The sequence below is a fragment of the Klebsiella sp. Shm-1 genome, assembly GCF_040804525.1.
Lineage (GTDB): Bacteria > Pseudomonadota > Gammaproteobacteria > Enterobacterales > Enterobacteriaceae > Klebsiella > Klebsiella pneumoniae.
Genome location: NZ_CP161823.1, coordinates 969,321 through 982,132 on the forward strand (window position 1 = coordinate 969,321; position 12,812 = coordinate 982,132).

General features: G+C 62.1%; 10 protein-coding genes. 5 read left to right on the forward strand and 5 right to left on the reverse strand.

From position 1 onward, the window contains the following. The 3 genes from fucK to fucP form a co-directional block, all read right to left on the reverse strand. On the reverse strand, positions 1-1,419 hold the full coding sequence (gene fucK, locus AB1E37_RS04835) for an L-fuculokinase (protein WP_032417562.1): 1,419 nt from the start codon (positions 1,417-1,419) through the stop codon (positions 1-3). 107 nt (positions 1,420-1,526) lie between these two features. Next, on the reverse strand, positions 1,527-3,302 hold the full coding sequence (gene fucI, locus AB1E37_RS04840; RefSeq protein WP_002915510.1) for an L-fucose isomerase: 1,776 nt from the start codon (positions 3,300-3,302) through the stop codon (positions 1,527-1,529). Between the two features lie 32 nt (positions 3,303-3,334). Beyond that, positions 3,335-4,645 (reverse strand): L-fucose:H+ symporter permease, encoded by a 1,311-nt coding sequence (gene fucP / locus AB1E37_RS04845; RefSeq protein ID WP_032448065.1) that lies wholly within the window; start codon positions 4,643-4,645, stop codon positions 3,335-3,337. A 566-nt stretch (positions 4,646-5,211) separates the two neighbouring features. Between fucP and fucA the strand changes: the two genes are divergently transcribed. Both fucA and fucO read left to right on the forward strand, forming a co-directional pair. Next, a complete protein-coding gene (gene fucA, locus AB1E37_RS04850) occupies positions 5,212-5,859 on the forward strand; it encodes an L-fuculose-phosphate aldolase (protein WP_002915470.1) in 648 nt (215 codons plus the stop codon). Positions 5,860-5,886: 27 nt separating this feature from the next. After that, on the forward strand, positions 5,887-7,035 hold the full coding sequence (fucO, locus tag AB1E37_RS04855) for a lactaldehyde reductase (protein WP_004149581.1): 1,149 nt from the start codon (positions 5,887-5,889) through the stop codon (positions 7,033-7,035). Positions 7,036-7,093: 58 nt separating this feature from the next. On the opposite strand, the gene xni is transcribed toward fucO, so the two are convergent. Together xni and AB1E37_RS04865 are read right to left on the reverse strand one after the other, a co-directional pair. Continuing rightward, complete coding sequence (gene xni, locus AB1E37_RS04860; protein ID WP_004142871.1) at positions 7,094-7,849, reverse strand: flap endonuclease Xni; 756 nt, start codon at positions 7,847-7,849, stop codon at positions 7,094-7,096. A 96-nt stretch (positions 7,850-7,945) separates the two neighbouring features. Continuing rightward, positions 7,946-9,889 carry a sigma-54-dependent Fis family transcriptional regulator gene (locus AB1E37_RS04865; protein WP_004174618.1) on the reverse strand — a complete coding sequence of 648 codons (1,944 nt, stop codon included), beginning with the start codon at positions 9,887-9,889 and terminating at the stop codon, positions 7,946-7,948. A 77-nt stretch (positions 9,890-9,966) separates the two neighbouring features. Here AB1E37_RS04865 and AB1E37_RS04870 point away from each other — a divergent pair, with 77 nt between their 5' ends. The 3 genes from AB1E37_RS04870 to AB1E37_RS04880 all read left to right on the forward strand — a co-directional run bounded on the left by AB1E37_RS04870 (position 9,967) and on the right by AB1E37_RS04880 (position 12,777). After that, positions 9,967-10,083, forward strand: coding sequence for a hypothetical protein (locus tag AB1E37_RS04870; RefSeq protein ID WP_004219275.1), 117 nt, complete (start codon positions 9,967-9,969; stop codon positions 10,081-10,083). Between the two features lie 77 nt (positions 10,084-10,160). Further along, complete coding sequence (gene ssuD, locus AB1E37_RS04875) at positions 10,161-11,333, forward strand: FMNH2-dependent alkanesulfonate monooxygenase (RefSeq protein ID WP_002915347.1); 1,173 nt, start codon at positions 10,161-10,163, stop codon at positions 11,331-11,333. A 46-nt stretch (positions 11,334-11,379) separates the two neighbouring features. Further along, positions 11,380-12,777: an FAD/NAD(P)-binding protein gene (locus AB1E37_RS04880; protein ID WP_032448064.1), complete on the forward strand. Its 1,398-nt coding sequence runs from the start codon at positions 11,380-11,382 to the stop codon at positions 12,775-12,777. Positions 12,778-12,812 lie beyond the last annotated feature (35 nt).

Here is a 12,812-nt window from a genome sequence, read left to right on the forward strand (position 1 = left end):
TCAGGCTTCCTCTATCAGTTCAGGTTCAGTTTGCGGCCAGAAATAGCGGTAGCGGTACGCGACCTGCGCTCTGGCCTGTTCTGGCGAAGAGAACTCGCCCACGCCATACCAGCCAAACATCGCCGCGCCGGCCACGGTGGTTTCGGCATCGTCGAGGACTTTGATCGGTATCCCGAGTCGGTTGGCCTTGATCTGGTTCCATAGCGCGTTGCGGCTGCCGCCGCCCACCAGCAGCAGCTCTTTCGCCCTGAAGCCGCCGATTTTTTCCAGGGTTTGCAGATGCTGCGCCAGCTGATCGCTTAACCCCTCCAGCGCGGCGCGGTAAAAATGGCCGCGGGTGGTGTTGAGCGTGACGCCCTGCCAGCCGGCGTGCTGGCTGGCGAGCAGGTCGCACTGCATCCTGACGCCCTGGGCGCCGGGCGGGATCGCCTGCGCTTCGTCAATCAGCGTCTGCCATGGGGTGTCAGCGCTCCACAGCAGTTTGCGCACCCACTCGAGCACGCCGGAGGCCAGCCACTGCATCCCCGGGTTATAGCGGCCCGGCTGGCTGTCCAGCTCGCAGGTGGAGCCGCTGTAGTCACAGAGCAGCGAGGTGTCGACCTGCGCGCTGCGTACCATCAGGATCTCCCAGGTCCCGGAGGAGAGCACCGGCTCATCCTGCCCGGCGCCGGCGCCAAACAGAGCGAACTGGGTGTCATGCCCGGCCGAGATAACCGGGATCCCGACGGGGAGGCCCAGCAGCGCAGCGGCCTCCGGCAGCAGGGCGCCGATCGGCTGGCCTGCTTCAACCAGCCGCGGGAACAGGCGGCGCGGCAGGCCGGTCGCCTGCAGGATCGGCGCGCTGAAATCGCGCTGCCGGAGATCGAGCATCTGGCTGGTGCCCGCCATGGTGAGGTCGGTGGTGAACTCCCCGGTCAGCCGATGGTTGATCAGCGATGAAATAAACAGCCAGGCATGGGCCTGCGCCAGCAGCTGCGGGTGGTTCTCTTTCAGCCACACCAGCTTATACAGGGTATTGAACGCAAACGCGCCGACGCCGGCTATCTGCTGCAGCTGGCGCGCGGGCATATACTGGCTGATATTCTCCATCACCGCCGCGGTGCGCGGGCATTTCCAGCTGATGATCGGATACAGCAGGGCGCCCTGCTCATCCACCAACGCGCCATCGACGCCAAAGGTCGTGACGGTGATGCCGCGCACCGTGCAGGAGGCCAGCTGGTCATGGATCTGCCGACAGCAGTCGGCAAAGCGCTGCATAATGGCCTCCAGCGACCACTGGTGCCAGTCGCTTTTTTCCGCCGCGATGTCGCTGGCGTTCGCCGTTGCGGCGCGTGCGATAATTTTCCCTTGTCGATCCACGGCCATCGCCCGCACGTTCGTGGCGCCGCAGTCGAGGACCAGGATAACGTCTTGCTTCATAGTGACTCCCGAAACAACATTGCCGGATGGCGCAGCGCTTATCCGGCCTACAGACCGCGCGCGTCTGTAGGCCAGGTAAGCCTGCGCCTCCGGGCGAAACCAACCTGTTAACGCTTATACAGCGGCCCGTAGTTCTGGCAGGCGCGGTAGTCCTGGCCCTCGATATCCATGCCGTGCGCGGCCCAGGCGGAAGGGCGATAGATTTTCGCCTCTTCCACGTTGTGCATGCAGACCGGAATGCGCAGCATGGCGGCGAGGGTAATGAAATCTGCGCCAACGTGGCCGATGGTCAGCACGCCGTGGTTGGCGCCCCAGTTGGCCATCACCGAGTACACATCGCTGAACGGGCCCTTGCCGGTCAGGCGTGGGGCAAACCAGGTGGTGGGCCAGGTGGAGTTGGTGCGGGCGTCGAGCTGGTCGTGCATCGCTTTGGGCAGCGCTACGCTCCAGCCTTCGGCAATTTGCAGCACCGGCCCCAGACCTTTGATGATGTTCACCCGGGTCATGGTGAACGGCACGCCGCCTTCGGTCAGGAAGCGGGAAGAGAAGCCGCCGCCGCGGAAGTATTCGTGGATCGCCGGGCACCATTCGGTCGCCGCGAGGCAGGCATCCGCCTCGCTCTGCTCAATCTCCCAGTGGGGTTTCATCGTCGGATTGCCCTGCGCGTCGCGCTGCTGGCAGGAGCCGTCCAGCGCCGCAGAGCCGGAGTTAATCAGGTGAATGATGCCGTGCTCCGCCCGCCCGGTGAGCGGCTGCCCGGTGACCCGTTCAACGGCATCCGGCGACCAGTAGGTGCGTACGTCGGCAAACACCTGGGCGGTGCCGGTGAGCTGATGGCCCATCAGCATGGCCACGCCGTTGAGGCTGTCGTTTTCGGTAGCGACGACAAACGGTTCGCGCACCCCGTTCCAGTCAAAAGAGCTGTTGAGCAGCGCTTCGGCGGTATCGCCATTGGGGTATTGATCGGTCCAGTGGCGCTGACCCTGGAAACCGGCGGCGATGGCGTTGTAGCCCAGCGACTCCTCCACCAGTCCTTTTTCTGCGAGCTTCGGGTTACCCTGCATCATGTCGCGGATGCACATCGCCATCAGCAGGCTCTCTTTCAGCACCGCGCGGCTCTGCGTTTCATTGCGCTTATACTGCTCAGCGTTCTGATCTTCGCCGTAGCGGAAGTGTTTATCCGCCCACGCCAGCGCCATCTCCAGCTCGGTTTCATCATAGATTTTTTGATCGATTCGCCGGCGCAGCTCCGTCATGTCGACAGCCTGAACCTTCATGCCGAGCCAGGATTCAAAAAAGTTGTGGTCGACGATAGATCCGGCGATGCCCATTGAGACGCCGCCCAGCGACAGATAGCTTTTCCCTTTCATACTGGCGACAGCCAGGCCGGCGCGAGCGAAGCGCAACAGCTTTTCTTCGACATCCGCTGGGATCGACGTGTCATCGGCATCCTGCACGTCATGTCCGTAGATGGAGAACGCCGGGATCCCTTTCTGGCTATGGGCCGCCAGCGCCGCGGCCAGATAGACCGCCCCCGGACGCTCGGTGCCGTTAAAGCCCCAGATGGCCTTCGGGCGCAGCGGATCCATGTCGATGGTTTCGCTGCCGTAGCACCAGCAGGGGGTGACGGTGATGGTGACGCCAACGTTCTGGCTGCTGAATTTCTCTTCACAGGCGGCCGACTCGGCCATGCCGGCGATGCAGGTATCGGCAATCACGCACTCCACCCGGGCGCCGCAGGCGTGGCGCAGTTTCTCGCTGATAAGCGCGGCGGTGGCTTTCGCCATGTTCATGGTTTGCGCTTCCAGCGACTCGCGGACCCCCATGCGACGACCATCGATTACCGGACGAATACCGATCTTCGGTAAGCTGATTTTTTTCATTACAGATCCCTCAGGTTATGCGGATAACAGGTTTAGTTCGTCGCCGCTTGTGAACGGAAACGGGCAAAAATAAAGATGATGGCGAAGCACAGCGCCGGGACCAGTTCGGCGGTCGGGATATTGCCGGCGGCGTCGCTGACAAAGCCCATCACCGGGGTAACGATCCCGCCGCCGATAATGGTCATGACGATAAATGACGAGCCATATTTGGTGTTCTGGCCCAGATGCTTAATCCCCAGCGAGAAGATGGTCGGGTACTGAATGGACATAAAGGCGCTGCACAGGGTCAGGGCCAGCAGACCGACGTGGCCGCCGCTGAAGGCGGAGAGCAAACAGAGCAGCATGGCGATAAACGCATAGATAGCGAGCACGTTGTGCGGCGCGAAGCGGCGGATAAGCCAGGTGCCGGTAAAACGGCCGATAAAGAAGCAGACCATGGTGGCGGTCAGGTAGTTGGCGGCGAAACCGGCCGTCATGCCCGGGATCTCTTCGATAGCGTAGCGAATCAGGTAGCTCCAGCAGGCGGTTTGCGCGCCGACGTAGCAGAACTGGGCCAGTACCGCCCAGCGCCAGTGGCGGATGCGCATCAGGCGCGTCAGCGAGGCGAAAAAAGTGCTCTGCGCGCTGTCGCTGTGGTCATCGCTTTGCAGGGAGGGGAAGCGGGTGCAGACGATCAGCAGGGCGACCAGCAGGACAATGGCCACGATAATCATATAGGGGGTTTGTACCGACAGGACCAGACTGTGCTTCCAGGCGCTGAGCTGTTCCGGCGTCATTTTATCCAGCACCTCCTGCGGCTGATGCGGGACGTTAGACAAAATAAGACTCTGGCCAAATACCACGGCAATAATGGCGCCGAATGAGTTAAAGGTCTGGGCCAGATTAAGGCGGAAGTGACCGCCGCTTTCCGGACCGAGGACGGTGACAAACGGGTTGGCCGCGGTTTCCAGACAGCCAAGCCCGGCAGCGATAATAAATAATCCAATCAGGAATAAAGTGTAGTTCATCACTTCGGCGGCAGGCCAGAACAGCGCGGCGCCGCAGGCATATAAAAACAGACCCGTAAGGATGCCGGCTTTGTAGCTGAATTTTTTCATCAACATCCCGGCGGGGATGGGAATAATAAAATAGCCAAAGTAAAAGGCCGATTGAATTAATCCGGCCTGGAAGTTAGTCAGGGTAAAGGCCTGTTGAAATTGCGGTAATAAAATATCATTCAGATTATTAGCCACGGCCCACAGAAAAAAGAGGGAGCACAGCAGAGCGAAAGGAATAATGTAGCTCTTACTCTGCCCGCTCTCCATGGCGCGGTAACTTTGCGTTGGTATCGTTGTGTTTCCCATAGCGTCCTCATCAGTTCAGAAGCATTTACAACAGCATTCAGGGCGCAGTCTGGTGCTGCAGCAGACCGCAAAATTAAGTGAGCTCAGGTGACGCGCCGGTGAGTGAAATGAAAGTCACGGCGGAACTCATGACTTCATTTTCAAATAAAAACCGCCTGTTAATATGATGATGGTCACACTTAACGCGCTGTGGACCATTTTATGTGATTATTGTCACTTTAATTTTTCAAAAACGCTGACCGTTTGAGAAAATAAATTCACAAAACCACAACGCTAATGACCGAATGAATATATATTGTGGAAAACGGGCAATTGTTACAAAGAAATAAAATGCCCGCTTGATGAAATATTATTAAGAACGGGCATTTTAATCTCTCTCGTAATGGGCATGGTTGCTTTATTCATGGCGGAATAATTGACGCGGCTCACAAAAAATAATCATGAAAATTCCCCTTTGAATATTCAGGTTGATGATGAAGACCATTATTCACCCTATCCCACGGTAGCCGACGATATTTCTGTTGCCCTGCCGTTGATGGATGATGAGTCACCAAAAGAGGAACGCAATGGAAAGAAACAGACTGGCCCGGCAGATTATCGATACCTGCCTGGAAATGACCCGCCTGGGGTTAAATCAGGGGACCGCCGGCAATGTCAGCGTGCGCTATCAGGGAGGAATGCTGATCACCCCTACCGGTATCCCATATGAAAAGCTGACGGAAGACAAGATCGTCTTTATTGATGCCGACGGCCAGCATGAGCAGGGAAAACTGCCCTCCAGCGAATGGCGTTTTCATCAGGCGGCCTACCAGACGCGACCCGATGCCCAGGCGGTGGTCCACAATCACGCTGTCCATTGTACGGCGGTGTCGATCCTCAACCGGCCCATCCCGGCCATCCACTATATGATCGCCGCGGCCGGCGGGAATTCGATCCCCTGCGCGCCCTATGCCACCTTCGGCACCCGCGAACTGTCTGAGCATGTCGCGGTGGCGCTGAAGCACCGCAAAGCCACGCTGCTGCAGCATCACGGCCTGATCGCCTGCGAGGCCAGCCTGGAGAAAGCGCTCTGGCTGGCGCATGAAGTGGAGGTCCTGGCCCAGCTCTACCTCAGTACGCTGGCGATTACCGACCCGGTCCCGGTGCTGGATGACGAGGCGATCGCCATCGTGCTGGAGAAGTTCAAAACCTACGGATTACGCATTGAAGAGTGATGCCGCAACGCTAACAGGAGAGCCACGATGGCAAACAGAATGATCCTCAATGAAACGGCATGGTTTGGCCGGGGGGCGATAAACGCATTAACCGATGAAGCGGTGCGGCGCGGTTATCGTAAAGCATTGATCGTCACCGACAGCACTCTCGCCCGCTGCGGCGTGGCGGCGAAAGTCACCGACAAACTGGATGCCGCCGGGCTGGCATGGGATATGTTCAGCGACGTGATCCCTAACCCGACCATCGCCGTGGTCCAGCAGGGGCTGCAGGCCTTTCAACGCAGCGGGGCGGATTACCTGATCGCCATCGGCGGCGGTTCGCCGCAGGATACCTGTAAGGCGATCGGTATTATTCAGCGTAACCCGGAATTCGCCGATGTCCGTAGCCTCGAGGGGCTGTCGCCCACCCGTCAGCCCAGCGTGCCGATCTTCGCGGTGCCGACCACCGCGGGTACCGCGGCGGAGGTGACGATTAACTATGTCATCACTGATGAAGAACAGCGGCGCAAATTCGTCTGTGTCGACCCGCACGATATTCCGCAGGTGGCCTTTATCGATGCCGATATGATGGACGCTATGCCGCCGGCGCTGAAGGCGGCTACCGGCGTAGACGCCCTGACGCATGCTATCGAAGGGTACCTCACTCGCGGCGCCTGGGCTTTGACCGATGCTCTGCACCTCAAGGCCATCGAGATCATCGCCGGCGCGCTGCGCGGCTCGGTTGCCGGCGACGCCGGCGCGGGGGAAGCTATGGCGCTCGGCCAGTATGTGGCGGGGATGGGATTTTCCAACGTTGGGCTTGGCCTGGTGCACGGTATGGCGCATCCGCTCGGCGCTTTTTACAACACGCCGCACGGCGTGGCGAATGCCATCCTGCTGCCGCACGTGATGCGCTTTAATGCTGAGGCGACCGGGGAAAAATATCGCGACATCGCCCGGGCTATGGGCGTCAGGGTGGAAGCGTTAAGCCTGACCGCCGCGCGCGAGGCGGCAGTAGAGGCGGTCTGCCAGCTTAACCGCGATGTCGGTATTCCCGGCCATCTGCGCGAGGTGGGCGTCAGGAAAGAGGATATTCCGGCGCTGGCCCAGGCGGCGCTGGCGGATGTGTGTACCGGCGGCAACCCGCGCGAGGCGAGCCTGGCGGATATCGTCGGGTTATATCAGGCGGCCTGGTGATTGCCTGGCCCGGGTAAAGCAGGCCGTTACCCTGCACCGGCGCACCTCTTAACGATGGTCAGCGCGTCAGCCGCAGCTGCTGCAGATTGCCGTCCAGCTGGAGGTCGGTCTGCAGGCGGGCCACCTCCCGGCAGGTGAAGGCCATCTCCTGATGCGCGGCCAGCTTTTTGCGCCACTTCTCCGGGACCTCGGCCAGACGGGCGTACAGCCCCTCCAGGTCCTGAAACTCGTTCAGCAGCTGGGCGGCGCTTTTGGGTCCAATGCCCGCCACGCCCGGCACCTTCGAGCTGCTGATCCCCGCTAGCCCCCAGTAATCCGCCAGCTGCTCCGGGGTGACGCCGAACTCGCTGGCGATGAAGGGGGCGTCCAGCCAGCGCTTCTGAAAGTAGTCGCGGATGCGGATGGTGGGCGACAGCAGCTGGCAGTAGCCTTTGTCGGTGGAGACGATGGTGGCCTGATGGCCCGCCTGGGCCACCTTCACCGCCAGGGTGGCGGCGAGATCGTCCGCTTCGCTGCCCGGCGAGGCCCAGCAGCGGATCCCCCGCTGTTCGAAGGCGGCCCGCAGCGCCGGCATCTCGGCGACCAGCGTCTCCGGCATCGGCGCGCGGCCGGCTTTGTACTCCGGCAGGCGCTGGTGGCGCCAGCCGTGGGCGCGATCCTCATCATCGAACACCGCCACTGCGTGGGTGGGCTGACTGTGGACAATCAGCTGCTCCAGGGCATGCAGGCAGGTATCGACGCAGGGTGAACCCTGCACCGCGTGGATGCGGCGGATTAGATTTAACGCGTCGACGATTAACAGATGAACAGCCACAGATACCCCCTTATTCTCAGCGTCTTTAGGGTAACATCGCCATCAGATCGAGGCTATCTGCGCCTGAACAATCAGGAAGATAACGCGCAAATTTCGCTAACTGACCGCCATCAGCGGTCTGATGACGTCCGGCGCGGGTTCGCCGTACCACACCGCTTCGCGCACCGGGACCGGTTTGGCGATAAGCCCGAGGGCGTAAAAGCGATCGGCGATGGTCTGCTGGGCGCGGATCACCGACAGATCCATCGGCCGCGGGCGATGGCTGCGGCGGGCGAGGGCCATGCTCAGCGACCGGGCGTCGATCCCCAGCTCTGCCGAGAGTAAGCGGGCCGCTTCGCCGCGATGCGAGTCGATAAACTGCCCGGTGTGGGTCAGCTCCGTCAGCAGGCGGCGCATGATATCGCCATGCTGAGCGAGGTAGTCCCGTCGCGAAAGATAAAACTGATGGTTGTTGACCCGGCCTTCGCCGCTGGCGACCACCCGCAGCTCGCCGGTGTGTTCGGCGTCGCTGAGCAGCGGATCCCACATCATCCAGGCGTCAACCGCCAGATAGTCGCTGGCGGTCAGCGGATATTTCGGCGGGGTATAGACCACCCGCACATCGTTCAGACCCAGGCCGGCGTCCTCGAGGATCTGCAGCAGCAGCCAGTGGACATTCGACCCTTTATTGAGGGCGATGCGTTTACCGCGCAGATCGCTGAGCTGGCGAATGTCGCTCCCCTGCGGGACGACCATCGCCACGCTGCGCGGCGCCGGCGGCTCCCACGCCACGTACATCAGTTCGCTATTGCTGGCCTGGGCAAACACCGGCGGCGCTTCTCCGGTGGTGCCGAAGTCGATCTCGTTGCAGGCGAGGGCGTGGAGGAGCTGCGGTCCGGCAGGAAACTCACTCCACAGCACGTTGACGCCGAGGCTGGCGAAGGCGGTTTCCAGGCTCTGACGGGCTTTCAAGATCCCGAGGCTGCCGAAGCGCTGGTAGCCAATGCGCAGTTCGCGATCGGCCCCGGCTGCGTTGGCGAACGCCCGCGGCGGCGCAGGCGGGCGGCGGCGGCTTTTGATCAGCCCGAGGTTAGCGAGCTGGGTGCGCAAGGTATGCCGGCTGATCCCCAACAGCGCGGCCGCCTGGCTCTGGTTATCGTCGCAATGTGCCATGGCGTGGCGAATCAGGGCGCTGGTCACTCGCTGCCACAGCGGCTCGCCGGGAAGCGCCAGCTGGTGGCGAATAAAGTCGTCCAGTTCATGATCGCTCGCCGGCCCCGGGGCGTCGTTGAGCGTCGCCAGGCGCAGCTGGGCAGGACTGATCTCCTCTTCTTTACTGAGCAGCACCGCGTTGTGCAGGGTGTTTTCCAGCTCGCGAATATTGCCCGGCCACGAATAATCCATCAGCCGGGCCAGTGATTCCGGCGCCAGACGCAGGGTTGGCCGCCCGAGGCGCCGGGCGTAGAGTGATAAAAAGTGGTGCGCCAGCAGCGGGATATCCTGCCGACGCTGGCGCAGCGGCGGCAGCGGCACCACCGCGATATTCAGTCGATAGTAGAGATCCTCGCGAAAGCGGCGCTCGCGGATCGCCTGGGCCAGGTCAACGTGGGTGGCGGCAATCACCCGGACATTCACTTTAATCGCTTTGCGTGAGCCGACGCGGGTAATTTCACGCTCCTGCAGCACTCGCAGCAGCTTGACCTGCAGCGGCAGGCTTAATTCGCCGATCTCGTCCAGCAGCAGCGTCCCCCCTTCCGCGGCTTCAAACCAGCCGGGCTGTCCCTGCTGCGCGCCGGTGAAGGCGCCTTTCTCATGGCCGAACAGTTCAGCTTCGGCGAGGCTCTCGGTCAGCGCGCCGCAGTTAACGGCCAGAAACGGCTGCTGGCGACGGGCGCTGTGATGATGGAGATAGCGGGCCACCACCTCCTTGCCGGTGCCGGTTTCGCCCACGATCAGCACGGTCGCCTCCGTTGGCGCGAGTTTGTCCAGCAGGCTCTGGAAGGCCTTCGACGCCGGGTCGATCAGCGCGGGAGCGGTGGAAGGGGATTCTGGGTTCAGCATAGCGGGCCTCCGATCGTTGACGCTCTGAACTTATCCTGCGGCGGCCGCAGAAACCAGAGGGGGAAGGCCCGCGGCTGTTGCAAATGCGCCAGCGGATGCGCGGCGGCTGCGCGATTTGCAACAGCGCGGCGCGGCGAAGCCGTTTTCAGTGCATTGATTTTAAAAGATTAATTTTTTATTCACCATTGGCATGATTATCGCTAACACCCATATAACCAAATTAAAACATCTCTTCGATAAATATCGGATATGGTTATATAGGAAATAGATAATGACGCAGCAAGCTCCCGACAAGATCAATGTCTTCTGGTTCTTACCTACCCATGGCGATGGCCGTTATCTGGGTACCACCGAGGGTGGACGCCCGGTCGATTTACCTTATCTGCAGCAGGTGGCGCTGGCAGCCGACAGCCTGGGCTACTACGGCGTGCTGATCCCCACCGGTAAAAGCTGTGAAGATTCGTGGCTGGTGGCCTCGGCGCTGGCGCCGTTGACCCGCCGTCTGCGCTATCTGGTGGCGGTCAGGCCGGGCCTGCAGCCGCCAACCCTGGCGGCGCGGATGGCGGCCACCCTCGACCGTTTATCGGAAGGTCGGCTGCTGATCAACGTCGTTACCGGCGGCGACCCGGTGGAAAACAAAGGCGACGGTATCTTCCTCAGCCACAGCGAGCGCTATCAGGTGACCCGCGAATTTCTTGATGTTTACACCCGCCTGCTACGCGGGGAAAAAGTGGATTATCACGGCGAGCATATTCACGTGGAAGGCGCTGAGGTGTTGTTCCCGCCGGTGCAGGAGAATGGCCCGCCGCTCTATTTCGGCGGCTCTTCTGATGCGGCTATTGATGTGGCGGCCGAGCAGATCGACAGCTATCTGACGTGGGGCGAACCCCCGGAACTGGTGGCGGAGAAGCTGGCGGTGGTGCGCGAGCGCGCCGCGGCCCGCGGACGCACCCTGCAGTACGGCATTCGTCTGCACGTCATTGTGCGCGAAACGGAAGAAGAGGCATGGGCCGCCGCCGACCGGCTGATCGCCCATCTTGACGACGATACCATTGCCCAGGCGCAAAAGATCTTCGCCCGCATGGACTCGGCCGGCCAGGCGCGGATGAGCGCCCTGCATCAGGGATCGCGCGATAATCTGCGCATTGCGCCCAATCTGTGGGCCGGCGTCGGACTGGTGCGCGGCGGCGCGGGTACCGCGCTGGTAGGTAATCCGCAGCAGGTAGCGGAACGCATCCGCGAATATCAGGCGCTCGGCATCAGCAACTTTATCTTCTCCGGCTACCCACATCTGGAAGAAGCGCACCGCTTTGCTGAGCTGGTGATGCCTCTGTTGCCGCTGGAAAACGGGGCCTCGTCGAAGGCGCGTAGCGTGAACACCGGTCCGTTTGGCGAAACCATCGGCGGCGATAAGCGCCCGGTTCGCCAGGTCAGCGCCAGCTGATGGCCCGGAGCGCGACCATGAGACAGCATACCGGAGGAGGGCAGCGATGAGTGCAGAACCGCATATCGTGATTATCGGCGGCGGCTTTAGCGGCGCGGCGGTGGCGATTGAGCTGCTGCGCCTGGCGCCGAACGGGGTGCGCGTGACGCTGCTGGAGCCGCGCCAGTCCCCCGGGGCCGGGGTGGCCTACTCCACTGCGGAGCCGACGCACCGGATTAACGTTCCGGCCGCTCGCATGCAGCTGGCCGGCGACGAAGAGGGCGCCTTCGATCATTGGTACCGCCATCAGCCTGCCTTTGCCGTCGATGTGCAGGCGCTGCGCCCGGACGGTTCCGTCTACCCTCAGCGCGGTCAGTTTGGTCGCTATGTGGCGCAGCGTTTTGCCGACGCCGCCGCGTCCAGCGGCGGACGGCTTCGCCACCTGCGCGATCGGGCGCTCGCTTTTCATCAGGGGACGGTGACCACCGACGGCGGCCTGCAGCTTAAGGCCGATCTGCTGGTGCTGGCGATCAGTCATCCACCGCCTTCGCTGCCGGCACAGGCCGAAGCCTGGCGTCATCATCCGGCGCTGATTGCCAACCCGTGGCAGCCAGGCGCGCTCGATGCCATCGCCCCGCACGCCCGGGTGGCGGTGATGGGCACCGGATTAACCATGGCCGATACGGTCGCGACGCTGGACCGGCTGGGCCACCGCGGCAGTATCGTCGCCTTTTCGCGCCATGGCCTGCTGTCGCGCGGCAACCTTAGCGGCGCAGGGGCAACCTGGCCTGGCGACTATCAGCAGGGCAGCCTGCGCCAGCGCCTGCGCCAGATCCGCCTCGACGTCGCGTATGCGGCGCAGCAGGGCCTGAGCTGGCAGGTGGTGCTGGATGCGGTTCGTCAGCAGGGGCAACGGATCTGGCAGGCGCTCAGCGTCGCCGATCGCCAGCGTTTTCTGCGCCATCTGCGCCATTACTGGGATGTCCACCGCTACCGCGTGGCGCCGCAGGTCGCCGAGGTGCTGGAGGCGCGCCAGCGCACGGGCAGTCTGCAGGTGCAGGCGGCCAGGCTACTGTCGATAAGCGGTGAAGGCGAAACGCTGTGTCTGACGCTGGCGCGGCGCGGCGGCGGCGTGCAGACGCTGAGCGTCGATCACCTGATCCTGACCACCGGACCCGCACACCGCGCCCTGACCGACAGCCAGCCATTTTTACAGGACCTCGCCCGCCGCGGCCTGATTCGCGCCGATGCCCTCGGCATGGGCCTGGAGGTGGACAGCCGTTCCCGGGCAGTGGCTGAGCCGCACGTTGAGGCGCTGCCGGTGCTGGTGGCCGGTCCGGCCGCCCGCGGGCGTTTTGGCGAACTGATGGGCCTGCCGCAGGTAGCCGACCATGCCGCTGACGTGGCGGCGCAAGCGTTACTCACGCTCGGGATCCCGCAGGACTCCCGATGTCCTGCGTACTGAATACCTCTCTTTCTTTTCCCTGATTCATTTTGCCG

Coding starts and splice junctions, on each gene's coding strand:
- fucA (WP_002915470.1), top strand. CDS start 5,212: ATGGAAAGAAACAGACTGGCCCGGCAGATTATCGATACCTGCCTGGAA.
- fucK (WP_032417562.1), bottom strand. CDS start 1,419: ATGAAGCAAGACGTTATCCTGGTCCTCGACTGCGGCGCCACGAACGTG.
- AB1E37_RS04880 (WP_032448064.1), top strand. CDS start 11,380: ATGAGTGCAGAACCGCATATCGTGATTATCGGCGGCGGCTTTAGCGGC.
- AB1E37_RS04865 (WP_004174618.1), bottom strand. CDS start 9,889: ATGCTGAACCCAGAATCCCCTTCCACCGCTCCCGCGCTGATCGACCCG.
- fucI (WP_002915510.1), bottom strand. CDS start 3,302: ATGAAAAAAATCAGCTTACCGAAGATCGGTATTCGTCCGGTAATCGAT.
- fucP (WP_032448065.1), bottom strand. CDS start 4,645: ATGGGAAACACAACGATACCAACGCAAAGTTACCGCGCCATGGAGAGC.
- fucO (WP_004149581.1), top strand. CDS start 5,887: ATGGCAAACAGAATGATCCTCAATGAAACGGCATGGTTTGGCCGGGGG.
- ssuD (WP_002915347.1), top strand. CDS start 10,161: ATGACGCAGCAAGCTCCCGACAAGATCAATGTCTTCTGGTTCTTACCT.